At 47.5% G+C, this 23,501-nt stretch carries 23 protein-coding genes and 1 tRNA gene; 17 read left to right on the top strand and 7 right to left on the bottom strand.

What is annotated here, in order from left to right; all coding sequences use genetic code 11:
* Positions 1–173: 173 nt before the first annotated feature.
* A tRNA-Arg gene (locus J0X21_RS11870) sits at positions 174–249 on the bottom strand.
* A 141-nt stretch (positions 250–390) separates the two neighbouring features.
* Here J0X21_RS11870 and J0X21_RS11875 point away from each other — a divergent pair.
* Together J0X21_RS11875 and J0X21_RS11880 are read left to right on the top strand one after the other, a co-directional pair.
* Complete coding sequence (locus J0X21_RS11875; protein WP_206812430.1) at positions 391–1,266, top strand: YitT family protein; 876 nt, start codon at positions 391–393, stop codon at positions 1,264–1,266.
* Between the two features lie 173 nt (positions 1,267–1,439).
* On the top strand, positions 1,440–2,393 hold the full coding sequence (locus J0X21_RS11880; RefSeq protein WP_206812431.1) for a tetratricopeptide repeat protein: 954 nt from the start codon (positions 1,440–1,442) through the stop codon (positions 2,391–2,393).
* Between the two features lie 293 nt (positions 2,394–2,686).
* Here the strand turns inward: J0X21_RS11880 and J0X21_RS11885 are convergent, their stop codons facing one another.
* Positions 2,687–3,463 carry a polysaccharide deacetylase family protein gene (locus tag J0X21_RS11885; RefSeq protein WP_206812432.1) on the bottom strand — a complete coding sequence of 259 codons (777 nt, stop codon included), beginning with the start codon at positions 3,461–3,463 and terminating at the stop codon, positions 2,687–2,689.
* A 181-nt stretch (positions 3,464–3,644) separates the two neighbouring features.
* Positions 3,645–3,902: a hypothetical protein gene (locus J0X21_RS11890; RefSeq protein WP_206812433.1), complete on the bottom strand. Its 258-nt coding sequence runs from the start codon at positions 3,900–3,902 to the stop codon at positions 3,645–3,647.
* A 136-nt stretch (positions 3,903–4,038) separates the two neighbouring features.
* On the opposite strand from J0X21_RS11890, the gene J0X21_RS11895 reads away from it, so the two are divergent.
* From J0X21_RS11895 to J0X21_RS11945, 11 genes are all read left to right on the top strand, one after another.
* Positions 4,039–5,313: a tetratricopeptide repeat protein gene (locus J0X21_RS11895; RefSeq protein ID WP_206812434.1), complete on the top strand. Its 1,275-nt coding sequence runs from the start codon at positions 4,039–4,041 to the stop codon at positions 5,311–5,313.
* 116 nt (positions 5,314–5,429) lie between these two features.
* A complete protein-coding gene (locus tag J0X21_RS11900) occupies positions 5,430–5,876 on the top strand; it encodes a hypothetical protein (protein WP_206812435.1) in 447 nt (148 codons plus the stop codon).
* 8 nt (positions 5,877–5,884) lie between these two features.
* Complete coding sequence (locus J0X21_RS11905) at positions 5,885–6,412, top strand: hypothetical protein (RefSeq protein ID WP_206812436.1); 528 nt, start codon at positions 5,885–5,887, stop codon at positions 6,410–6,412.
* A gap of 13 nt (positions 6,413–6,425) precedes the next feature.
* The gene (gene cobO / locus J0X21_RS11910; RefSeq protein ID WP_206812437.1) at positions 6,426–6,959 is read left to right on the top strand and encodes a cob(I)yrinic acid a,c-diamide adenosyltransferase; all 534 of its coding nucleotides are present in this window, start codon (positions 6,426–6,428) and stop codon (positions 6,957–6,959) included.
* Between the two features lie 212 nt (positions 6,960–7,171).
* On the top strand, positions 7,172–8,497 hold the full coding sequence (gene glnA, locus J0X21_RS11915) for a type I glutamate--ammonia ligase (protein WP_206812438.1): 1,326 nt from the start codon (positions 7,172–7,174) through the stop codon (positions 8,495–8,497).
* A 199-nt stretch (positions 8,498–8,696) separates the two neighbouring features.
* Positions 8,697–8,900, top strand: coding sequence for a hypothetical protein (locus tag J0X21_RS11920; protein ID WP_206812439.1), 204 nt, complete (start codon positions 8,697–8,699; stop codon positions 8,898–8,900).
* A 198-nt stretch (positions 8,901–9,098) separates the two neighbouring features.
* Entirely contained in the window at positions 9,099–11,000 is a 1,902-nt protein-coding gene (locus J0X21_RS11925; protein WP_206812440.1) for a PrkA family serine protein kinase, read from the top strand.
* A 16-nt stretch (positions 11,001–11,016) separates the two neighbouring features.
* Entirely contained in the window at positions 11,017–12,144 is a 1,128-nt protein-coding gene (gene yhbH, locus J0X21_RS11930) for a sporulation protein YhbH (RefSeq protein WP_206812441.1), read from the top strand.
* A gap of 46 nt (positions 12,145–12,190) precedes the next feature.
* Positions 12,191–13,531, top strand: a complete 1,341-nt coding sequence (locus J0X21_RS11935) for a SpoVR family protein (protein WP_206812442.1) — start codon at positions 12,191–12,193, stop codon at positions 13,529–13,531.
* A gap of 165 nt (positions 13,532–13,696) precedes the next feature.
* The gene (locus J0X21_RS11940; RefSeq protein WP_236006232.1) at positions 13,697–14,302 is read left to right on the top strand and encodes a DedA family protein; all 606 of its coding nucleotides are present in this window, start codon (positions 13,697–13,699) and stop codon (positions 14,300–14,302) included.
* 49 nt (positions 14,303–14,351) lie between these two features.
* Positions 14,352–14,963 (top strand): DedA family protein, encoded by a 612-nt coding sequence (locus tag J0X21_RS11945; RefSeq protein WP_206812443.1) that lies wholly within the window; start codon positions 14,352–14,354, stop codon positions 14,961–14,963.
* 22 nt (positions 14,964–14,985) lie between these two features.
* Here J0X21_RS11945 and J0X21_RS11950 read toward each other — a convergent pair whose 3' ends face one another.
* The 4 genes from J0X21_RS11950 to J0X21_RS11965 are packed head-to-tail and all read right to left on the bottom strand — an operon-like array spanning position 14,986 to position 18,007.
* The gene (locus J0X21_RS11950; protein WP_206812444.1) at positions 14,986–15,423 is read right to left on the bottom strand and encodes a Fur family transcriptional regulator; all 438 of its coding nucleotides are present in this window, start codon (positions 15,421–15,423) and stop codon (positions 14,986–14,988) included.
* A gap of 59 nt (positions 15,424–15,482) precedes the next feature.
* A complete protein-coding gene (locus tag J0X21_RS11955) occupies positions 15,483–16,319 on the bottom strand; it encodes a metal ABC transporter permease (RefSeq protein ID WP_206812445.1) in 837 nt (278 codons plus the stop codon).
* 27 nt (positions 16,320–16,346) lie between these two features.
* Positions 16,347–17,105, bottom strand: a complete 759-nt coding sequence (locus J0X21_RS11960) for a metal ABC transporter ATP-binding protein (protein WP_206812446.1) — start codon at positions 17,103–17,105, stop codon at positions 16,347–16,349.
* Positions 17,105–18,007 carry a metal ABC transporter substrate-binding protein gene (locus J0X21_RS11965; RefSeq protein ID WP_236006233.1) on the bottom strand — a complete coding sequence of 301 codons (903 nt, stop codon included), beginning with the start codon at positions 18,005–18,007 and terminating at the stop codon, positions 17,105–17,107. Before J0X21_RS11965 ends, J0X21_RS11960 begins: the two co-directional genes overlap by 1 nt.
* A gap of 168 nt (positions 18,008–18,175) precedes the next feature.
* On the opposite strand from J0X21_RS11965, the gene J0X21_RS11970 reads away from it, so the two are divergent.
* The 4 genes from J0X21_RS11970 to J0X21_RS11985 all read left to right on the top strand — a co-directional run bounded on the left by J0X21_RS11970 (position 18,176) and on the right by J0X21_RS11985 (position 23,421).
* Entirely contained in the window at positions 18,176–19,072 is an 897-nt protein-coding gene (locus tag J0X21_RS11970; protein WP_206812447.1) for a selenium metabolism-associated LysR family transcriptional regulator, read from the top strand.
* A gap of 21 nt (positions 19,073–19,093) precedes the next feature.
* On the top strand, positions 19,094–20,275 hold the full coding sequence (locus tag J0X21_RS11975; protein ID WP_206812448.1) for an amidohydrolase family protein: 1,182 nt from the start codon (positions 19,094–19,096) through the stop codon (positions 20,273–20,275).
* Between the two features lie 271 nt (positions 20,276–20,546).
* Positions 20,547–21,332: an IclR family transcriptional regulator gene (locus tag J0X21_RS11980; protein ID WP_206812449.1), complete on the top strand. Its 786-nt coding sequence runs from the start codon at positions 20,547–20,549 to the stop codon at positions 21,330–21,332.
* Positions 21,333–21,537: 205 nt separating this feature from the next.
* Positions 21,538–23,421 (top strand): TRAP transporter permease, encoded by a 1,884-nt coding sequence (locus tag J0X21_RS11985; protein WP_206812450.1) that lies wholly within the window; start codon positions 21,538–21,540, stop codon positions 23,419–23,421.
* The last annotated feature ends 80 nt before the right edge of the window (positions 23,422–23,501 follow it).

Genomic DNA, 23,501 nt, shown 5'->3' on the forward strand with positions numbered 1-23,501 from the left:
CTTAATTCATATAGGTAATGATCAATTTTTATCCATATATTTAGGACTACAATATCAGGGATGGTACCTTAAAAGCCTTGGTACATAAGGGTTTGGTAAAATATGTCGCCAAACTTGGGTTAATATAAACAAAAAACAGCCGCATGCGATAGCGACTGTTGGTTTTTATAAAATGGTGCGCCCGGCAGGATTTGAACCTGCGACCTCCGGCCTCGGAAACCGTCACTCTATCCACTGAGCTACGAGCGCCTATTGAGATGAATAAAAACCGCTATGTTAGTTTACTAAAATAGGCTTGTTTTGTCAAGGAAATTTGTCTCTGGAAATTTGTCTCTAAGCTTACTCTGCGCTATAATCAAATGAAAGAATTTCTGCCTGGCTAAATGAGGGATGATTGTGGGTTGGAGGAAAAAAATAACAAAGTTTCCTTGGCAGCTGCTGCAGCACTTTCTCGGCGTTCTGGCCGGGGCTTTGACGGTCGCGTTTAGTATTAATTCCCTGATTATTCCTAATCATATCGCTGATGGCGGGGTAACCGGAATTGCTATTATTTTGCATTATCTGTTGACATGGCCAGTCAGCTTAACCGTTTTTCTCTTAAATGTTCCGCTTTTTCTGTTAGGCTTAAAAATGGTTGGCCGGGAATTCCTAATCTTAAGCACCTTCGGCGTGGGTGCGGTTTCGATCGCCTTAGGTTTTACTTCTCAGGTTCCGGCGCTTACCAATGATTCCCTGCTGGCAGCAATTTTCGGAGGAGTGTTGACCGGGATTGGCATGGGTTTAATCTTTCGCTCCCGGGGGTCTCTTGGGGGCACGGACATTCTGGCGGTGTACCTGAGCCGGACAACTCCGTTCAGTGTGGGCCAGATTCTCTTAGGTATTGATGCGGTGATTTTTCTGGTGGCTGCAGTGATATTTCGCCCGGAAATGGCCATGTATGCTATGATTTACATGTTTATCGCCACGCAAGTGATTGACCTGGTGCAGGCGGGAATGAACCATTCTAAATCCGTATTGGTGGTAACCCAGGCTCCTCAGCGTATTGCCGAGGATATTATGGCCAAGCTCGAACGGGGGGTTACTCTTTTTAACGCGGTAGGGGCATATTCCGGAGATTCTAAACAGATCGTTTATTGTGTGATCAGACGGACGGAATTGTCCCAGATCAAAGAAATAATACATAATCATGATCCGCGGGCTTTTGTCGCGATTTCCGAGGTTCCGGAAGTTGTTGGAGAAGGTTTTTCTTCCTGGCGCGGACATTGAACGAGACTTCATTCAGAGGGGGAATCCCCCCCACTGAATGTTAGTCTAGTCCATACTGGACTTAACCGCCCTTTGGCACCCGCCGCCTATAGAGGCGGGGGACTTAGGGCGGGTTAGTTCAGTGTTGAAGCAAGATAGAGAGAGGGGTAAAATTGCGGGTGAGGACGGCGCGTTTGAGACTCCGCTTTTATTTTGTTCTGTCGGTTATCCTGGCGGGGATATTGCTATCCCCGCTGTTATGGCATTTGAGCAAAATGACACGCGCTCAGGCTGACTATGACTTTAAGACAGTGGCGACAGAAATATCATGGGTCAACCGGTATGCTCCCTTTTTAGATAGATGGGCTTCATTTAGAGAGGTTAAGCTGTGGCTGGGTTTGAATCTGGGCCCAAGGGAAGGGCTGGAGCAGGAATTAGCCCGCTATGGGGATGACCGCCACCGTTTATGGCTGGTTCAGTTTCTCCTGCAAGACGGAAAAACTTCAGAAGCAGAAACCAAAGCCGGGCTAATCTCTTCCGAATCCACCCGTACATTAGCCCAAGGATTGCTTGCCCTCGCCCAGAAGGATCCGGAAAAAGCCCATGGTTTGCTGCAAGGGCTAACTGGTTTAGATGAAAAAGAGGAATTCCTGAGACACCTGGCCTTAATGCAGGTCTATCTGACTTTACCTGACTTAGAACGGGCACAGGCGGAGTTTACCGTGTTACTAAAGGCAGAGCCCCATAATCCGGCGGTTAAGATGTTGGAATTTAACCTGGCCCTGACCCGGCGGGATTGGGACCAAGCTTTGGCCCTGAGTGCGGAACTTGATCAAAAGATCCCTCCTACTCCGGTCTATCTGGTGCAGAAGGGATTATTGCAAATTTATGAAGGTAAGCTCAATCCGGCAGTCATCACTCAATTGGGTGAATTTCCCCAGGGAAAAAGTTATGCCAATTACCTTTTAGGAATAAAAGCCCTGAACCAAGGTGATTTAGGAGAAGGAAAAAGGTTATTGGAACTGGCCTCAGCCCAAGGACTGCCCGGAGAATTAGCGCTCGATGCCAAAAGCGCCCTAACCCATACCAATGAGCGTTTGCGCGCCCAGGATTCGCTCGCCGCGATCACTCAAGGGGATGGGCGATAGTAACATGCCGCCCACCGGCTTGCCCGCACCCTTCGCCGCGAAGTGATTATTTGTGGTCCGTTAGTCTGCACTGCAGACTAACGGACCACGCGCCGGATGCTCGAACAGCGTGAAGCTGTTCGCCGAAGGATCGAGCTTGTCGACTCGCTACCGCGCCAAACCTTAGGGTAATACCTGAAGTGAACCGTGACGCGGCTTAACGCTTTGCCGCCTGCGCTTACGACGAATCCTCAGCCGTATTAAATGCTTTGGAGTCGGCGGCTTCGCTCTGCAAGGTCGTTTGCCTAATGCCATCATCGGTCTTTAGGTATGTTGCTTTCCGGCGGCCAGGTGCTTGAGGCGTGCTGGAGCAGTTCTCCGACCGGGACGAGAGCATATTCCCGTGCTTTCAGGCTTTGGATGACCCGGGGGAGTGCCTTTACCGTATCGGGGGCGGAATCGGATGCGTGAAAGAGTATAATGTCCCCGGCTTTAGCGCCTTGCCCGGGGCGCAGCCCGTTAAGGACGTTGTTGACGACTGCATCCGGACCCGGACGCTTCCAGTCAAGAGAATCAACACTCCACTGAATGACTCTGTACCCAAGCCGGTTGGATACTTGGATGAGTTTATTATCATACGCTCCGTTGGGTGCCCGCAGCAGGTTTATTTTTTTCCCTGAGAGCTTCTCAAGGACATCCTGGGCTGAAACAATTTCCTTTTCGATTTCAGCAGGTCCCAGGGTATTTAGGTCAATGTGATGGTTGCCATGAGAACCGATCTCATGGCCATCGGCCACCATGCGCTGGACTAAGGCTTCATGTTTGGCGGCCCAGGGACTGGAAAGAAAGAAGGTGGCTTTGATTCCTTCTTGTTTAAGAATAATAAGAATGGGTTCGGCCGTCTCTTCACCCCAACTGATATCAAAGCTTAGCCCGATCATATTGGTATTGACATTGGCTGAATAAATGGGTTTGAGTTTGGAAGAGAATACTGAGACCACGTTTTCCCGGTATGCTAAAAGGACGAATATAAGTATCCCCCATAAAACAAGGTTACGCCATGAGGGACTTTTAAAAACAATCAAGCGCATATAGACCCCTCCTCGCCTAAAACATATTAAGGAGAAGAGGAAGTTATGCCATAGAAAACTCGGCTTGCGCCACGTTAGTGCCGGTGGGACTAACGCACTTGTTTAGTTGCACTTGTGCCACCAAAGATTTATGCTTTCTGATTGGTAAAAATAAAAAGCGTCACCTAAGACGCTTAAAAAATTACCAGCGGTGGAAGCGTGAGCCCACAACAAAGCGGTAAAGGTCAAATTTAAATAGAATTTTAAGGAAAAAATGCAGGACTAGAAAGGCCATCACGACAAAGGCTACGGCTTTGATGACTGCGAATAAGACGAAAAACAGCCAAGTAAATATTCGGCCTAAAATGAGTGCTGATAAATAGAGCCCGAGTAAGAGTAAAATGAATTTTACGGCAACTAACCAATAGTTCGAAGATGAAGACGGCCGGTAAGCATTCATAATCCAACACCTCCTCACCCTTAGCTTAACATAATTCGACTTTTCTGTCTAGTTAACAAGCCTTAGAGAAATATTGCTCGTCTCGTGCCAAAAAAAATCGCCGTGCATATTATGAATACGACACGGAGGGGATGGTATGAACGAGCAAGCTTTGGCAATCTGGAGCAGTTTAATGGAACATGGTACCCGCTGTCTCGGTAAAGAATCCTATGCTGAGGCGGAAAAATACTTTTTGCAGAGTGCAGTTTTGGCCAAAGATCTGCATGTTCCCGAAATCCTGGCGTTTAACCTCCGCTTGCTCGGAACGGTACGGGTAAGGCTGGGAAAATTGGATTTAGCCGAAGCCGGTTTTCATCAAGCCCTGGAAATTTGCGAACAAGTACAAAATTATAAAGGGATATCCGAGGCTAAAGCGGGATTAGCCAGTGTTGCCGTGTTGCGAGGCGCGTTAGAAGAAGCCAAAGAATGGTATGAAAGTTCCATTTCCGTCTATCCTGCATCATCCACTCCGTTGCGTTTGGGCATGCTTTATTTCGATCTCGGTCAGGTTTATGCTGCCCTGGAAAATTGGGTCAAAGCCTTTGAGGCATATGAACAGGCGCGCAATCTTTGCCAGCGGAATCAGTATTTCAAAGGGGAAGGAGAATTGAATGTTCTGCTGGGAGAAGTTTGCTACCGGCGGGGGGAGAAGCAAATGGCCCAGTCATTTCTCCGGGCAGCGTGCCGGTTGTTTTTAAAGATTAAAGAAAGTGAGGCTCTAGCCAACGCCTTTCAATACTTAGCATTTTTGCACTACGATATGGGGGAAATGGAGCCGGCCCGTGCCAGTCAGCAGCGGGCGGTGGTGATATGGCTGAGGCAGGGAATCCAGGAAGATATCAGTGAAAGCTGTCATTTTTTAAGCAAGATTGAGCAAAGTTTGGGCTATCATGAGGAGGCCAAGTACCATTTAGATCTTTCAATTAAGCTTTATGATAAAGAAGATATCGGGTTGGCCTTGCGTTATCAGAGTCTGGCAGGTATAGCCGTTCTTCAGATGGAATTTGATCAAGCCGAAGAAATCTTTTTAGAAGCCTTGCGCATATTTGAAGAATTTGGGGACGATCTTAAAAGCGGGGAGGTTCTGGAAGCCTTGGCTTATTTAGCGGAGATTCAAAACAGGGAACAGGAGGCGTTGGAATATCACCGCCGGGCCTTGGCGAAGCAAGAGGAGGCAGCCTCCCCGAATTTAGCCGCAATCCTCAAACTAGGGGAATTCTATGAGAAAAGGCGCAACTATTTTGATGCCTTGAATTTTTACTGGCAAGCGCTGAAATTAGCCCATGAAGACGGGCAGGAGGAAGAACGGATCGAACAAATGATTCAGCGGGTTTCGCGCAGAATTCGAAGTAGAAGAATTAGCTGGCATTAAATCTAAACTAATTTTAAGTAATTTTTAAACAAAATATTCGGAAAATGGTTTGAATTTTTTAAGGTTTCGGGTAAAATGAGGTTAATCAAATAAGGACGGGATGGGGGAGAATAATTTTGGGACAGGTAAAGGAAAAAACCCTGCGCAAAGTTGAGGATTTTTTCGCCCGTGAGACGACAATGCGCGGCAGCCCGGAGATTCAGGTTACTCTGGAGGATTTACGGCGGGAAACGAAATTGTCTTTGGTAACCATATATAAAGCATTAGATAATCTCATGGAAAAGGGAACTCTGGCGGTGGTTGACCAGGGAAGCCGGAGATCCCCTAAAATTTATCGTTATCTGACCGGCCTTAATATTGAACCGAAAGTTCCGGAGTCCATGGATTTAATGGGTTTAGCCAAAGCGCTTGAAGATTTGGTTCATGAACTGGCCGTCAAAGAAAAGGTGATCGAAGCCCTGCGGACCAAACTGGCGGTCTATGAGGCTCAAGAAAGCCAGGTGTTGTACCGGTTGCGGGTATCCGATGATGTGGAAGTCATCGTACGCAAGAAAGCACAATAGGAAAGGCTGTGCAGGTTGTGGATGATCTCTTGCTTGAGTGTCTTGAAGATGTCTATCACTCACTGGAAAAGGCGTTGCGTAAGTTAGAAAATGTCCGCTCGATTCATGTGGCCGAGATGGAGCGCTTGGCGGAGGAACTGCGCAGTGAACGCCGGATTTTTGAGGAGTTATCAGGACCGGCCCGCTTAATCGTCGAGCACCTTTTAGAATGCCAACATAAAAATGCCCTGGTCTCGATTGAAGCCGAACAGATCAGCCAACCTTTTGCAACCGTTGGAAAAATAAGTGTCTTACCCTTTGGCATCATAAAGCTAACCCTGAGTAATTTGGAACTTGCCTGGAGAGATGGGAATTATACTTACTACTTATACCCGGATAAGATAGAACTAAGAGCGCGGGATGAAAAATCCGGGATCAAGTTGTTTTTTACGTTGCCTTTTAGCAGACAATTAATTGAAGGCTTTGCAGACTTGCCAGCGGCTAAGAATTTAGCCTATATCCACCCTCAACTTGTAAAATGGTTTAAGACGAATTAGAAGAAGGTGCAGCATGACCAATTTATCCCAGGGTTTGATCCAGGTTTATACCGGAAACAGTAAAGGGAAAACTACCGCTGCTTTGGGTCTGGCCGTAAGGGCGGTTGGACATGGATTCAAGGTATACATAATTCAGTTTATGAAAGGGCGAACAGATTACGGGGAGTTAAACAGTCTTAAAAAGCTGGCTCCGGAATGCCGGCTTGAACACTTCGGACGGCAAGGCTGGGTCATTAAAGGCCAACCGGCGGCAGAAGATATACAAGAAGCTGAGCGCGCTTTGACCAGGGCCCGGGAGGTCATGCTTTCCGGAGCATGGGATATCGTTATTTTAGACGAGATTTTGAATGCGATTTGGTTTGAGCTGGTTTCGGAAGAAAATGTCTTAACCTTTTTAGATCTCAAGCCTCCTCAGGTTGAGCTGGTTCTCACCGGGCGTAATGCCACGGACAGGATCAAAGAAAAAGCTGACTACGTGACGGAAATGGTGCAGCTCAAGCATCCTTATGAACAAGGAATTGATGCCCGCAAAGGAATAGAGTATTAGTTCCCTTTCAAAATCCACTGACTGTGATAGGTGAAAATTTAGTATAAACTTTAATCAGGTTCTTGCATTGGCTCAAATTTATGCTATGATATACAAGTAAGAGATCTGCGGACAAAGATGTCCATACATCCTGAAAAAAGGATGTTATGGGCATTTTTTATTTTTAGCTGGTTTAGCGAAGGAATTTCTAACTAAGAAAGGAGTTATCAAGGGTGCTTACAAAAGAGGATGTTTTGCGCGAGGCTCAGGAAAAAGGGGTAAAATTCATTCGGCTTCAATTCACGGATATTTTAGGGGTACTTAAAAATGTTGCGATTACCATCGAACAATTGGAAAAAGCCCTGGACGGAGAATTGATGTTTGACGGTTCTTCTATCGAGGGGTTTGTGCGGATTGAGGAATCAGATATGTATCTGCGTCCGGATCCAAATACGTTTGTGGTCTTTCCCTGGCGGCCAAAAGAGGGAGCAGTGGCCCGTCTCATTTGTGATGTATACAATGCCGACGGCACACCCTTTGAAGGAGACCCCCGTTACCGTTTGAAACTGATGCTTGCGGAAGCCGCAGAAATGGGTTATAGCTTTAATGTCGGCCCGGAACTGGAGTTTTTTCTGTTCCATACAGATGCTGAAGGCAGGCCGACGACGGTTACCCATGATAAGGCGGGATATTTTGACTTAACACCGGTTGATTTAGGAGAAAATGCCCGGCGTGACATGGTCTTAGCCTTAGAATCCATTGGCTATGAAATCGAGGCTTCCCATCATGAAGTAGCTCCCGGACAGCATGAGATTGATTTTAAGTATTCGGATGCTCTGGACAGTGCGGATAAGATTGCATCTTTCCGTTTTGTGATCCGCACCGTGGCCCAACACCATGGTCTTCATGCGACTTTTATGCCCAAGCCCATTTTTGGAATTAACGGGTCCGGTATGCACACCAATCAATCTTTATTTAAAAACGGTAAAAATGCTTTTTATGATCCAAACGGTCCGATGCAGCTTTCTCCTGAAGCGTATTACTATATTGCGGGGCTTCTTAAGCATGCCCGTTCCTTTGCAGCGATTACCAATCCGACGGTGAATTCTTACAAACGTTTGGTGCCCGGATATGAAGCACCCTGCTATCTTGCCTGGTCCGGCCGCAACCGCAGTCCGTTAATCCGAATTCCTGCGAAACGCGGATCTTCCACCCGAATCGAATTGCGCAGCCCCGATCCCTCCTGCAATCCTTATCTTGCTTTAGCCGTGCAACTCAAGGCCGGTTTGGACGGAATTAAGAAGAAGCTTACACCTCCGCCGGCAGTGGATCTGAATATTTATGAAATGACTGCTGAGGAGAGGACAGAACACGGGATTGCTTCCTTGCCGGGCAGTTTGGATGAAGCATTGCTTGAATTAGGCCGCAATGAAGTGATTAAAGAGGCTCTCGGCGATCACATTTATCACCGGTTTGTGGAAGCAAAGACCAAGGAATGTGACGGCTACCGGCTGGCCGTCCATCAATGGGAACTGGATAATTACCTCGAGCGTTATTAATCTGATTAAAGACAGGATAAGAATTTTAACAGATAAAGACCTATTCAATGGGTCTTTATCTGTTTTTCTATGCGGGAAAGTGTAGTTGTACATGGCTTCCACGCTATTTTTACTGATTTCCTCTAGATTTTTAAGAAGGGATATGTTAACATGGAGGAAAGATAGCGCAAAAAATCACTTTCACATAGGGGGATGTTAAATGTTAGCTATGAAAAAGGACCTTGAGTCTCCGTTCCGGCGCAACCAGCGCTTTGAGGTGGGAGACCGGGTGGTTACCAGCAACTGCCGTCTGGGTACGGTTATTCGAGTAGAACGAGATGAATGGGGAGAGTATTATGTCGTAACTTTGGATGTATTAGCCGGAGAGTTTGCTTATGACTGCGCCGATTTGGAGAAAGCTTAAGCTATCTTGCTTACATTTCGGTTCGACAATCGTTCGAGTTGTTTAATCGGACACCTTGGATAAAATTCCAGGGTGTTTTCTTTTTTGCTTAATCCTTTGATGTTGGACATAAAATGAATGTCTCATCTCTTAGGGGAGGGCATATACTTTACTATATCCTATGTGACAACTAAAAGAGAGGAAGGAAGGAGGGCTATCATGGAAGTTATCCAGTGGCTTAAAGATTACCGGGAAAGTGAGGCCGGTCTAGCCTGGCACGGAACATTTGCGGATTACTTGCCGATGGTCCTAAAGAATCCCTGCCTGGCCATGCACGCTCATGCGCGCATTTATGAGATGATACTTGATGCCGGAGTGGATAACAAAGGGGGGACTAAAAAGTATCAATTCTTCAGCCAGGAACTTTTCGGCTTGGACAAAACGTTGGAAAGGCTGGTGGAGGAGTATTTCCACTCTGCAGCCAAGCGCCTGGATGTGCGCAAGAGAATCCTGCTCTTAATGGGCCCGGTCAGCGGTGGAAAATCGACGATAGTCAGTATGCTCAAACGGGGGCTGGAGCAGTTTTCCAAGACGGAAGAAGGAGCAGTTTATGCGATTGACGGCTGCCCGATGCACGAGGACCCTCTGCATCTATTGCCAACGTTATTGCGCGATCGTTTTGAACAGGAATATGGGATTAAGATCGAGGGCAACCTTTGCCCGGTCTGCCGCTTGCGTTTAACTGAGGAATTCCAGGGAGAAGTGGAGCGCGTTCCGGTTAAACGTATTGTTTTCTCCGAGGAAAACCGGATTGGCATCGGCACCTTTACCCCGTCTGATCCCAAATCTCAAGATATTGCAGATTTAACCGGAAGCATCGACTTTTCTACTATTACCGAGTATGGCTCCGAGTCTGACCCGCGGGCTTACCGCTTTGACGGGGAATTAAATAAAGCCAACCGGGGCTTAATGGAATTTCAGGAAATGCTCAAATGCGACGAGAAATTTCTGTGGAATCTTTTGAGCTTATCTCAGGAAGGGAATTTCAAAGCGGGACGCTTTGCCTTGATTTCTGCGGATGAATTGGTGGTCGCGCATACCAATGAGAGCGAATACCGGGCCTTTGTGGCCAATAAGAAAAACGAGGCCTTGCAGTCCCGGATCATCGTCCTTCCGATCCCATATAACCTTAAAGTCAGTCAAGAGGTTAAGATTTATGAAAAACTGATTAAACAAAGCGATATGCAAAAAGTGCATCTGGCTCCGCATTCCCTAAGGACGGCTGCCGTCTTCAGCATCCTTTCGCGCATGAAACCATCGAAGAAGCAAGGGATGGACCTGGTGAAAAAGATGCGGCTTTATGACGGGGAAGATGTGGAAGGATTTAATCAAAAAGATGTAAAAGATCTCATGGTGGAAGGGGAAGAGCAAGGGGAAGGCATGGACGGGGTCGATCCACGCTATGTGATTAACCGCATCTCGACCGCTTTAATCCGGGATGAGCAGTCCTGTATTAATGCCCTGGATATTCTGCGGGCGCTTAAAGACGGGTTATCCCAGCATACTTCCATTACTAAAGAAGAAAGGGAGAATTTCACCAATCTCATCGCCCAAGCACGGAGGGAATATGATGAGGTCGCCAAGAAAGAAGTGCAAAAAGCGTTTGTTTATGCTTATGAAGAATCAGCCAAATCTCTCTTGAATAATTACCTCGATAATATCGAAGCCTATTGCAATTCCAATAAATTAATTGATCCGATCACAGGGGAAGAGCTGGACCCGGATGAGCAGTTAATGCGCAGTATTGAAGAACAGATTGGGGTCTCCGAGAATGCAAAGAAGGCTTTCCGGGAAGAAATCTTAATCCGAATATCCATGTTTGCCCGCAAAGGGAAAGCATTTCAATATTCTTCCCATGATCGTCTCAAAGAAGCGATTGAGAAGAAGCTGTTCGCAGACCTTAAAGATATTGTCAAGGTCACGACTTCGGTGAGCCATCCCGACAAGGAACAACTGCGGCGCATTAATGATGTGACCGACCGGCTGATCCAACAACATGGGTACTGTCCGGTGTGTGCCAATGAGATAGTTAAATATGTCGGCTCTCTCCTAAACCGGTAGGCGGGAGGAAACCTAAATGAGCGATGTTGTGATTGTCAACCGGGAAGACTGGAGTCTGCACCGGAAAGGATACCTGGACCAAAGCCGGCACAAGCAGAAAGTAGATGAAGCCATTAAACAGCAGCTGGGTGATCTGATCGCGGATGAAAGCATCATCCTAAGCGATGGCAAGAAATCCATGAGGATACCCATGCGCTCCCTTGAGGAATACCGCTTCCGCTTTGATTACAATAAGAAAAACCATACCGGACAAGGGAATAGGAAGATGGCCCCCGGGGATGTCATCGGGCGGGAAGCCGCCAAGGGGAAAGGACAGGGAAGCGGTGCCGGGGAAGAGCCGGGGACGGATATCTATGAAGTGGATGTCACCTATGAGGATTTGGCTGCCGTGCTCTTTGAAGAGCTGCGACTGCCAAACCTTGATGATAAAAAACGGCCTTTAATTTCCCATGATAAGCCGGAGTTTAACGATGTCCGCAAAAAAGGACTGATGGCCAATATCGATAAAAAACGGACATTGATTGAAAGCATTAAACGCAAGGCCATGGCCCAGGATGAAGACGACGACCTGCACATTACTCCCGAGGATTTGCGCTTTAAGACCTGGGAAACCAGGCCGAATTTTGAGACCAATGCGGTCATCTTTGCCATGATGGACACGTCGGGTTCCATGGGGCAGTTCGAAAAGTATATTGCCCGCACCTATTTTTTCTGGATGGTTCGCTTTTTGCGCACCAAGTATGAGAATGTAGAAATGCGTTTTCTGGCTCATCACACCGAAGCGAAGGAAGTCACGGAAGAAGAGTTTTTTACCCGCGGGGAAAGCGGGGGAACACGCTGTTCCTCCGTCTATCAGCTGGCCTTGGAAATTATCGAGAAAGACTACCCTCCTCAGCACTATAACATCTATCCAGTGCACTTCACCGATGGGGACAATATCGGCTCAGACAGCGCGCGGGCTTTGGCCCTAATGTCCCGTTTAGTGGAATTGAGCCAAGTGGTCGGTTATGGAGAGATTTTGCGTACTCATTACTCCAGTACCCTCATGTCCACCTTAAAACGGATTACGGATCCTAAGCTGCGCCTGGTAACGATTCGAGACCGCAGCGAGGTATATGCAGCCTTGAAAGTAGTCTTTTCCTAAGCAAAAAGCAAATGGGCAAAGCTGAGCATTCTTTTAGGGGGAAAATATGGATTATGAAGTAAAAGAGTTAAATAAGATTGCCGCTGAAATCGAAATCGTTGCCAGGAATCTAGGGCTGGACTTCTACCCGGTGCATTTTGAAGTCTGCCCGGCCGAAGCCATCTACACTTTTGGTGCTTATGGTATGCCGGTGCGGTTTACGCATTGGAGCTTCGGCAAGGCTTTTTACCGCTTAAAAACTCAGTACGATTTGAACCTAAGCCGGATTTACGAATTAGTCATCAACTCCAATCCTTCCTACGCCTTTTTGCTGGAAGGGAATGACCTGACCCAAAACAAGCTGGTGATCGGGCATGTTTATGCTCATGTCGATTTTTTCAAAAATAACCGCTACTTTGCCCGGACTCCCCGGGATATGATTGAACGCATGGCCGCCCATGCCCAGCAAATCCGAGAATATGAGCTTCAGTACGGGTTGGAGAAAGTAGAGCAAACTTTAGATGCGGTTCTGGCGATTCAGGAACATGTTGATCCACGTGAGCATATCGGCGAGAGAAAAAAGCAGAAGAAAGGGCCCTCGGTTAAGAAGGCAAAACCAACTCTGCCTTATGAAGATTTGCTTGACTTAGGTGAGATTCATGGGGAGAAGCAGCTTCCTGAGAAGCCCGAGCATGAAGATGTCCTGCTTTACCTGATTCGGTATGCTCCCGGACTGGATGAATGGCAAAGAGATATCATCAGCATGATCCGGGAGGAGTTTCTCTATTTCTATCCCCAGATTGAAACCAAAATTATCAACGAAGGCTGGGCCACTTTTTGGCATAGCCGCATCATGCGCGAACTGGATCTGGCGGAGGGGGAAGTGATTGACTTTGCGCTGATGCACAGCCAAGTGGTCCAGCCGTCACGGGGCGGGCTGAATCCATATTACCTGGGAGTGAAGATCTGGGAATCCTTGGGGGAAAAATTTGATACGTCCTACCTGTTTGAGCTGCGCGAATCAGAAAACGATGTTTCTTTTATCCGTAATCATTTAACCCGAGACTTGGTGGAAAAACTGAACCTTTTTAATTTCCGCAAAGTGGGAGCCCAATGGCAAGTCACGGATACCGACTGGGAAAAGGTCAGGGATAATCTGGTGCAGAGCTTGGTTCACGGCGGAAATCCTACCATCGTGGCCGTCGACAGAGACTACGAGGGGAAAGGCGGGCTTTTGCTCAGACACCGGCATGAGGGACTTGACCTGGATATTGCCTATCTTGAGAAAACCCTTAGTTTAGTCCAATTTTTGTGGGGCAAATCGGCTCACCTGGAAACGGTACTCGATGGCAAGAAAGTCGTTTTTGACTGCCAGCAAGGAACAGTGAGCCGAAAATACCCGGCTTAGACGGACGATTGGCATATTAGTTGAAGGAGAAGAGGGCGAAAGGCCCTTTTCTCTATTGGAACTATCTTGGAACTATCTTTTTATTGGGACTTCCTTTTTATTTGGCAACATCATCTGGGTATGATAAAATCACTATGATATTTTTAATCTACGAGGAGGATTGTTTTGGAGGCATTGATTGCAGAGTTGGGCCAATTTGTGGTAAATCTGATCTCTTCTTTTGGGTATTTTGGAGTCTTTCTCGCGATGGCAATTGAAAGCGCCGCGATTCCGCTTCCAAGTGAGATTATTCTCCCATTTACAGGGTATATGGTTTTTCGCGGGGACTTTCAGTTATGGCCGGCAGCGATTGCAGCCACTCTGGGCAACCTGTTTGGCGGGATGCTAGCGTATTATATCGGACTCTGGGGCGGGAGACCCTTTATCCAGAAATATGGCCGTTATTTTTTAATTAACCAAAAAGAACTGGCTATGACCGAGCGCTTGTTTGCCAAACATGGAGAGATCACGGTATTTATTGGACGCTTATTGCCCGTAGTACGTACATTTATCTCCTTGCCTGCCGGAATTGCGAAAATGAACTCCTGGAAAATGGGTTTTTATACTGTGCTCGGTGCCTTACCTTGGTGCCTGTTGCTGATTGTTGTGGGACAAAAAATGGGAGAGAATTGGAATACCTTAAAACCCTTGTTCCATCGGTTTGACTTAGTGATTGGCGTCCTGATTGTGGCTGCGATTTTCTCCTTCATTTGGAAACATTTCAGGCGTTAAGTTAATATCAATACTTAAAATAAGTTTTTGGTCAAAGGCAGGCTGGGGTATGCACACACTTGAGTTATATGTTACCCATATCGTAGAGAATTACGGCTATTACGGCTTGTTTTTTCTGCTGTCTTTAGGGATGATCGGAATTCCGGTTCCGGATGAATTTTTAATGACGTTTACCGGGTTTCAGACTGCCTTGGGCCATTTGCACTTTGGCAAGAGCATTCTAATTGCCGCTGCCGGCAGTTTTGTGGGAATGAACCTGAGTTACTGGATCGGACGTAAATTGGGTATCCCTTTCTTACATAAAGTGGCACCATACCTCCATTTAAATGAAAAAAGGATCGCCCGGGCTGAACACTGGTTTCAGCGCTTTGGCGACCGTTTGATTGTGATCGGGTACTTCTTTCCGGGGTTTCGGCACTTTACGGCTTATTTTTCCGGAATGAGTGAATTGCCTTATCACCGGTATGCCGCCTTGGCAGGACTGGGGGCTTTGTTATGGTCGGTTACGTTTATTACCCTGGGGCGCATGCTGGGAGATCACTGGAAACAAATAACCTTTCTCCTGCATCGGTATTTAACCAGGGGCGGGATTATCCTGGCCATACTGGTGGGGATCATCTATGTTTATTCTGTCAAGAAGGGCAAAACTTCGTTGGATTAAGCGGGGGTCCGGTCTGTTTGCCTTAGGACCGGTAGCGTTGGCATTGGGGGCAGAGGCCAAAAATCCGCAGCCAATGCTCCTGTATTTGGTAGCCGCTTTGAGATTCAAGTTTGGCTAGGGTAGAGGCGATGGGACAAATTGAAAGTTCCTGCGTTTTCCCGCAGCTTGAACAGACGAGTTGGTGGGCATGAGCCGCCTGTTCCCGGAAGAGGCGGAACCGTTCCCCTCCGCTCCCGAACTCTTCCCGTTCCAAAACTTCTAAACAGGCTAAGAGATCAAGTACCCGGTAAATCGATGTGATTCCGATATGAATATCCTCTTGTTCGAGGATGTGGTGAATATCATAAGCGCCCAAGTAGTGGGCATTTTCCTGCGTCAAGACTTTCACTACGGCTTTGCGGGCATTGGTAAGCCGGTGCCCGCTTTGTTGAATCTTCTGGGTTACTTCTTCATAGGTCATCCTTGTCATCCTCTTACTTTGAATATAGTCGGCAGGCTCTGCAAGGAATCCCGCCTGTCTTACAGCCCGAGGCTTCGTTTTAGCCGGCGTCTTTCGGGAGCGAGCAGAAAGCTAAACAGGAAGATGGAGGCTGCGGTGAGGGCAATGCTCGCACCGGATGCTATATTTAGATAGTATGATAAATACAGTCCAACCACGGAACTAGTGAGCCCAAAAATCACGGCGAGCATAAGCAGGCGCTTAAGAGAATTAGTCCATTGAAAAGCCGAAGCTGCCGGGATTACGAGCAAGGCTGTGACTAAGATAACTCCGACTGTTTGGGCGGCAATGACCACCGTGATCGCAACCATAGCAAGCATGGCGTAATGAAGTCGGGAGCGGGGGATTCCGGTCACTTCCGCCATTTCCATATCAAAGGTGTAAAAGACAAATTCTTTATAGAAAAGCGTTAAGACCAGGAGTATGACAAGGGATGCGCCGATGATAATCCCTAGGTCAAACGAGCTGATCGCAAGAACAGAGCCAAAAAGGTAGTCCGTCAGATTAGTGGTGTAGACCTTCATGGTACTGATAATGGCTATCCCTAAGGCCATGGAGGTGGAAAATAGGATCCCGATGGCCGTGTCCAAGGTTACTTTGGCTTTTTCATGGAGCAGCCCAATAAAAAGGGCTAAGGATACAGCATAGATGTTTCCGCTGATATAGAGATCCCAGTGGAGCAAGTATCCCAGGGCCAAACCGGCCAGGGAGCCATGGGCCAGGCCTTCTCCGATAAAAGACAACCGGCGCAAAATGACAAAAGTTCCGATTACTGCCGTCAACGCGCCGATGAAAATTGTACCGATCAAAGCTCTCTGCATAAATGGGAATTGGAGAGGGTCAAGTAGGTAATGCAAGGCACTTGTCTCCTTTTGTGAAGTTTGCTATTGCGCGTAAGAAAAGGAAAGGCGCGTGGGCCATGGGAGGCCGGAGAAGGTCTGGGATAGAATCGGGGGGATAAGGACTTTCTCTGGTGGCCCGAATGCGATGACCCGGCGGTTCAGGCAAAGCACCTGGTCGAAATGGTGGAACTCAAGGGCTAAGAGGTCGTGGGTTGTGGTCACGGTGGTAATTCCGTCCCCGTGCAACTCGTCCAGGAGTTCATATATACTTTGCTGGGTCGGAATATCCAGGCCGGTTGCCGGCTCATCCAGAAGGAGGATTTTAGACTCCTGGGCTAAAGCACGGGCAATAAAAACCCGTTGCTGCTGGCCCCCGGATAAATGTCCGATGGGCCGGTCTGCCAGGTGGAGCATGTTGACCCTTCTTAAGCTGTCCTCGACAATCAGGCGGTCTTTTTTTCCAGGGTAACGGAAGTAGCCTATGTGGGCAGTTCGTCCCAACATCACGACTTCATAGACGGAAATCGGGAATTCTTTATCAATCGACTTGATTTGGGGTACATACCCGACTTGAATCCGGCGGCGCCAAGCCCGGGTGGGGGGATGTCCCTGTACCTTTATGGTTCCTGTGTCAGGCTTATTGAGACCTACAATGCTTTTTAGGAGAGAGGTTTTGCCTGATCCGTTGGGTCCGATAATTGCAATACAGGTTCCGGATGGAATCCCTAAATCAATTTGTTCCAGAACAGGTGTTTTTCCGTATGAGAGAGAAAAATCCCGGAATTCAATCGCGTGTGCCACTAGCGTAAAGCCTCCACTATTTTAATGGTGTTTGCCCTCATCATCCCAAGATAGGTGTCGGTCTCCGGGGTAGCTCCCAGGGTGTCATCATATAGATTTTCCGTAAGTTTAATTCCGGCATCTACCGCTAATTGCTTTACTTGTTTCGGATTAAAACCGGCTTCGCTGAAAATTGCTCTAATTTTTTGCTCTTTAATGAGTTGAAGCATTTGAGCCAGATCTTGGGCCGAGGGTTCTGCTTCTCCGCTATGAAGCAGCGGTTCCACTAAAGTTAAGTTATAACGCTTGGCATAGTAGGCCCAGGCATCGTGAAAGACCACAATTTTACGCTCTGAAGGAGGAATCGAAGAAATTTGGGATTGGATCCAGGCATCGAGATTTTTTAATTCCTGCAAATAACGGGCAGCATTTTGTTCAAAATATGATTGATACTGCGGAAACTCGGCGCTTAAGGCCGCTTGGATTTTATTCACGTAAGCCATGGTATTTTCGACATCCAGCCATAGATGGGGATTGCCAACACTGCTTTGATCCCGTCCTATAATGGGGAGGCCGTCTGAAAGCACAACGGTTCTAAGCTCTTGATTCCCTGTGTTGGCAATGAGTTTTTCTAAATAAAGTTCTTCGCCGACTCCATTGGCAAAAAAAAGGTTAGATTCAGCCAGGTTGCGGACATCTTCCGGCCTTGGTTCAAATTCATGCGGATCACCGCCCACAGGGACTAAATGAATAACTTTGATTTTATCTCCACCCACTTGCTGAATAATGTCCGCCAGGGGTGAGATGCTGGTAGTAACAATTGGTTGATTTGAAGATGCGGCAGAAGACCCACATCCGGAAAGTATTATCATTCCAATTAGAAGTATAATCCAAAAGGCCAAAGGGAACCGTCGCCTGGACAATTTTAGTACCTCCTTAAATAACCATCAACATTCCTTGTCGTTACATTGTCTTGGGTAAATGGCAGCTTATTGAAATAATATTTCAATAAGCTGAGTGTATTCCTGTTTTGGCTAAAAGTCAAATTTTTCAAAGGACAAAAATTCGAATTACATATAACGGGGGTAGCAATGCTTGATTTAATGCGTTTGTTTGTTCATGTAGTTGAAGAACAAAGTTTTACAGCGGTTGCCCGGAAACTTGGGGTAAGCCAACCGGCCATCTCCAATCAGATGCGGGTCTTAGAAGAGAAAACCGGTTCCAGGCTTCTGATTCGGCGCGGCAAGGGATTTATATTAACCCCGCAGGGGGAGAGCGTATATAGACATGCGCTGCGCCTGCTGGCGGAGTGGGATGACCTGGAGCGGGATTTGGATGCCCTTGCGGGAGAAGTAAGTGGACGGGTGCATATCGGCGCATCTCATATTCCGGGAGAATATCTTCTTCCCTTGAAACTGGCCCAGTTCCAGCAGCAGTTTCCAAAAGTTTACTTCAAAATTACGATTGGGGACAGCCGGGAGATTGCTGAGAAGCTGTTGCAGAGAGAACTAGACTTTGCGATTGTCGGATCGGTGTTTGATACAGAGAAACTAAAGTCTGAGCTCTGGCTAAATGATGAATTAAAGCTGGTTATCTCTTCCGACCACCCTCTGGCCGCTCTGAACAAAGTTCATCTTCATGATCTGAAAGGATTTCCTATGATTATTCGGGAACAAGGTTCGGGTCACCGCCGGGCCTTAGAGACTGCTTTGACCCAACACGGCTTGTCTTTGGATGATTTAGCAGTAAGTCTGGAAGCCGGGAGCACTGAGACCGTAAAAAACGCGGTCCGTTCGGGTTTCGGATATTCTTTTCTCTCGCAATCCGCCTTAGAACCTTATGGAAAAGAAGGATTAAAGGTGCTTCAAGTCGAAAATGTATCAATCAAACGCGGTTTTTATCTACTCACACTGCGTGATCAAAGATTAACAGTTGCCGGGGCAGCCTGTTACGCTTTTTTGAACCGGTTAACGAAAGACAAAGTGTGATTCAGGGTGGAGGAGAAGGAGATGAATATTTCCTGTAGCGCGCGGGAAGAAATCTGGGAAATTCCGCAGTCCGGGACTGCGCGAATTGCAGGGTATTGGGACCCGGAGGGAACCCCGGTGTCAAAACCTTCTTTCGTCAAGTGGCGCAATGGAAAGCTCACTGTAGTGGGGCTTTGGGATCAGAGAATGGGGGATTCGGATTATTTCCTTTGGCAAGATTATTATTTATTGCCCGGGTGGATTGATGCCCACGTCCATTTAGCGTTGGACGGGATTGATTTTCAGAGAAGTTTTGAACGTTGGTCTGATCCCCTGGAAATGGATCAAATCATGAAGCAGTTTCTCAAACATTATCTGGAATTGGGGATTGTCGGGATTAGGGATGGAGGAGATTTATCCGGCTATGCCTGGATGGCAAAAGATAAGGTAAAACGTGGTGAATGGATGGGACCGGAGATCTTGTCCGTGCGCGAGGCAGTCTATCGCTTAGGGTATTACGGACGCTTTCTCGGCCAGGGCATTCATAATATCCGGGAATGGGAAGAGCGCAAAGAGATGTTCTTTAGCCAAGGCTTAGATCAACTGAAAGTGATTGTGACCGGACTGATTAGTTTTCGTAAATACGGAGTGGTGGGGCCGGTTCAATGGACGGTGGATGAACTAAAAAAGCTGGTGCAGGATGCTCACAAGCGCGGGTATAAAGTGATGGGCCATGTCAGCGGTACGGAAGGGATAACTGTGGCTATTGACGCCGGGATTGATTCGATCGAGCATGGATATTACGTCACCAAGGAACAGCTGCAGGCCATGTCGGATCGGGGAATAGCCTGGGTACCAACCGTCGCACCGGTCGGCAACCTTCTGACCCGCTCAACCCGCCGTTATAACCTTGAGGAAAAAGAGATTTTACGGCGTATCTTAAGTGCCCATCTTGAAAGTATTTTTGAAGCCTATGGGGGCAAGGTGAATCTGGGAATTGGTACGGATGCCGGTGCGTACCATGTTCCGCATGGGGACGGAGTTTTAGATGAGATGACCTGGTTCGCGGAAGCGGGTGTGGCGACATTAGATGTTCGTAAGATGGCAACCCTGGGAAATGCAAAAATTTTAGGATGGGAGGGTTTTGGACGGTTACAGCCTGGGGTTTTAATGAGCCGCTTGCAATTAAGCGACCAAATTCTGGGAACTAAGACTCTGGATTAAACCTTTGCAGATTTTCCCGGATAATTGCAGTAGATTAAGATCAGGACAAGGGTCCTGGTCTTTTTTGCGAGGTCCATTGTCGAATTCTGACGCTATATAATAAAGATTAGAATTAATTGAAAGTTTCTAAAACCTTATTGACGAGTTTTATGCGATCATGTTAAAATGCATTGACCATATGGTGAAACTGATAGTCCACAATGTGAACTATTTACTTAATTTTACTCTTGAATAAAAACCAGGAAATCTTAGTTTTTTGGAGGAGATTTTAATGTCCGGTGAGTCTGGAAAGCTTACGGAGAAGCAGAATGGTGTTCAATCCCTGCGTCGGGCTCTCGGGATTTTGGATGTGTTTACCTTTGAGAAATCTCAACTTAATATTGCTGAGATTTGCACAGTTGTAAACCTGCCTCGTCCAACAGTAACTCGCCTTCTTGCGACATTAATCGACGAGGGGTATGTCGTACGCAATCCTAACCGGAAATACAGTTTAGGAGTAAAGCTTTGCCGTCTGGGCGCGATCGCTCAACGTTCACGGGAGTTAAACGAAGTAGCCTTGCCCATTCTAAGAGAGCTGCGAGACCGCTTCGGGGAGACTGCTTACATAGATGTCGTTGAAGGATTAGAACGGCATTGTATTTTGTCGGTTGAAGGAAATCAAGCGGTGCGGATTGTTGTGCCTGTCGGTCAAAGATCGCCCTTGCATGCCGGGGCGGATGGCCGCTTATTACTGGCATTTCAACCGGAAACAACCGTTAAGGAACTGATAGAGCGCAATTATCTAGTTGCCAAAACTGAGCATACGATCACGGATATTGACCGCCTGCAGCAGGAATTGGGAAAGATTCGGGAGCAGGGATTCGCCGTAAGTTATGGTGAGTGGGTTTTAGGAAGTGTCGCCATTTCCGCTCCGGTACGCAATGAAACAGGTGCCGTGGTCGCCGGACTCTCAATGTCTATTCCGGATTACCGGGCCAATGAGCAAGTGGTAGCCACCTATTTAGAGGCTGTACGGGAAGCGGCCTGGCGCATGTCGCAGGCTTTAGGCTGCGGATAATCCCGTAGTTTCTTTCACCAATCTTGTGGTCGTTGCCTCTTTGGCTAAAATTTATCAAAGAGTGCTTTTAATCTTAGAACTAAAGTAGGGGGGGTACATTGTAAATAACAAGACCAGATCTACTTTTTAATTACTTCGTCTTTGCTTGGCCTCAGTCGAACTAATTGTCCAGTTATATTTACAGTCGGGATTGGAGGAGTACCAGTTGGAGGAAAGTCAACAAGGAAAAATACAGAACAAATTTGATAGAACATTAGTTACAATTGGAGCTGTTGGGATTTCTCTGTTTATTATTTTTACCACGTTGTTAGTTCCATTAACCGCTATGATTCAAAGAGCTGCGGTTTTAGGGCTTAGTTTTATGGTTATTTTTCTTCAATATCCTATCTTGAAAAAGAGCAACAATATAGTTTTAAGAATTATTAATTATGCGTGGACCGCTTTAGCAGTATTCATCGGGGGCTATGTCTTCTTTGGTTTTGAATCCTTGGTTACGCGCATCGGCTCTCCGAACCAGCTTGACCTTATCTTGGGTGGTTTGATCGTCATTATGGTTTTGGATGCCACCCGACGGGCCATTGGCTGGCCTTTGCCCATCGTGGCCACCTTGTTTTTGCTCTATACTTATTTCGGGGACATGATTCCGGGAATGTTTGGGCACCGCGGCTACAGCATCGTGCGCATTATTAACCAGATGTTTATGACGACCGAAGGGGTCTTCGGTGTACCCTTGGGTGTAGTTGTGACTATTGTCTTTTTGTTTGTTTTATTCGGGTCGTTTTTGGAGAAAAGCGGTGCCGGTGCATTCTTCATTAACTTTGCAGTCTCGATAGCCGGCAGAGCCCGCGGCGGCCCGGCTAAAATCGCTGTCGTCGGCAGCGGACTCATGGGTATGATTTCCGGCAGTAGTATCGCCAATGTGGCTTCCGTTGGTAGCTTAACGATTCCGCTTATGAAGAAGGTCGGCTACCGGCCTGAGTTTGCGGCGGCCGTGGAAGCAGCGGCTTCAACCGGAGGACAGATTATGCCCCCGATCATGGGTGCAGGGGCTTTTATCATGTCCGAGTTCACTCAGACGCCATACATGGTGATTATTGGTGCGGCTGCGATTCCGGCGCTCATGTATTATTTCAGTCTATTCATGAATGTCCACTTTGAGGCCTTGCGCACCGGGATGAAAGGGCTGCCCGAAGAAGATATTCCGAAAATTAAAGAAGTATTCAAAATTGGCTGGGTCTATGTGGTTCCAATTGCAGCCCTGATTGTGACTCTAATGATGGGCTTTAGTCCCGCCCGTGCCGCTTTTATCGGTATTGCACTGTTGATTGTAGTAAGCATGCTGCGGGCTTCTACCCGAATGAAAGCCAAAGATTACTTCGAGGCCTTGCGTGATGCCGGCCAGGGAGCCGTCTCAGTGGCTGCCGCCTGCGCCACCGCCGGGATTATCGTTGGCTCGGTGAGCATGACCGGCCTGGGAATTAAATTTTCATCATTGATTGGGACTATGGCCGGGGGCAAAGAACTGATTGCCTTGATTCTGACGGCTCTGGCCGGGGTGATCTTAGGCATGGCTTTGCCGACCACCGCCAACTATATCGTTCAGGCTTCCGTGGCTGCTCCTGCTTTAGTGGCAATGGGCATTCCCATGCTTACGGCCCATATGTTTGTCTTCTACTTCGGAGTGTTTGCCGACATCACCCCGCCGGTGGCACTGGCGGCCTACACTGCGGCAGGTATTGCCAAGGGTGATCCGATGAAAGCCGGGCTCATCGCCTCGAAGAATGTCATGGTTGCCTATCTGATCCCGTTCTTGTTTGTATTTTTCCCGGCATTGATGGCCAATGCCCCTGTTCTGGATATCATCCTTACGACGGGTGCTGCCTTATTGGGTGTGGTGGCCATGAGTGCCGCTTGGTCCAACTTCTTGCTCCAAAAGTGCAACCCGCTTGAACGGTTGTTGCTTGTTGCCAGCGCGGTTTTGCTGGTGTACCCGGAATATGCCACCAGTGCCGCCGGATTGGTTCTGCTCGCACTTCTCTATTTCAGGCAGCGCCTGAGCAGCAAGAAAAACTTGGCCGCCGGGGCTTAATGATATGTTGGTTTTGGTTTGCGTAAGCGAGCCACAAATATACAGTCTGAAGATGGGGGTGGAAGAGAGGGAGCATAAAG

Origin of the sequence: Paradesulfitobacterium ferrireducens (assembly GCF_017310645.1) — a bacterium.
Taxonomy (GTDB): Bacteria; Bacillota; Desulfitobacteriia; order Desulfitobacteriales; family Desulfitobacteriaceae; genus Paradesulfitobacterium; species Paradesulfitobacterium ferrireducens.

What these genes read in the sequence shown, in the direction of transcription:
- J0X21_RS11945 (WP_206812443.1), top strand. Translation starts at nt 14,352, where the DNA reads ATGCACACACTTGAGTTATATGTTACCCATATCGTAGAGAATTACGGC.
- J0X21_RS11885 (WP_206812432.1), bottom strand. Translation starts at nt 3,463, where the DNA reads ATGCGCTTGATTGTTTTTAAAAGTCCCTCATGGCGTAACCTTGTTTTA.
- J0X21_RS11980 (WP_206812449.1), top strand. Translation starts at nt 20,547, where the DNA reads ATGTCCGGTGAGTCTGGAAAGCTTACGGAGAAGCAGAATGGTGTTCAA.
- J0X21_RS11890 (WP_206812433.1), bottom strand. Translation starts at nt 3,902, where the DNA reads ATGAATGCTTACCGGCCGTCTTCATCTTCGAACTATTGGTTAGTTGCC.
- yhbH (WP_206812441.1), top strand. Translation starts at nt 11,017, where the DNA reads ATGAGCGATGTTGTGATTGTCAACCGGGAAGACTGGAGTCTGCACCGG.
- J0X21_RS11920 (WP_206812439.1), top strand. Translation starts at nt 8,697, where the DNA reads ATGTTAGCTATGAAAAAGGACCTTGAGTCTCCGTTCCGGCGCAACCAG.
- J0X21_RS11895 (WP_206812434.1), top strand. Translation starts at nt 4,039, where the DNA reads ATGAACGAGCAAGCTTTGGCAATCTGGAGCAGTTTAATGGAACATGGT.
- J0X21_RS11925 (WP_206812440.1), top strand. Translation starts at nt 9,099, where the DNA reads ATGGAAGTTATCCAGTGGCTTAAAGATTACCGGGAAAGTGAGGCCGGT.
- cobO (WP_206812437.1), top strand. Translation starts at nt 6,426, where the DNA reads ATGACCAATTTATCCCAGGGTTTGATCCAGGTTTATACCGGAAACAGT.
- J0X21_RS11875 (WP_206812430.1), top strand. Translation starts at nt 391, where the DNA reads ATGATTGTGGGTTGGAGGAAAAAAATAACAAAGTTTCCTTGGCAGCTG.
- J0X21_RS11975 (WP_206812448.1), top strand. Translation starts at nt 19,094, where the DNA reads ATGAATATTTCCTGTAGCGCGCGGGAAGAAATCTGGGAAATTCCGCAG.
- J0X21_RS11950 (WP_206812444.1), bottom strand. Translation starts at nt 15,423, where the DNA reads ATGACCTATGAAGAAGTAACCCAGAAGATTCAACAAAGCGGGCACCGG.
- J0X21_RS11970 (WP_206812447.1), top strand. Translation starts at nt 18,176, where the DNA reads ATGCTTGATTTAATGCGTTTGTTTGTTCATGTAGTTGAAGAACAAAGT.
- J0X21_RS11935 (WP_206812442.1), top strand. Translation starts at nt 12,191, where the DNA reads ATGGATTATGAAGTAAAAGAGTTAAATAAGATTGCCGCTGAAATCGAA.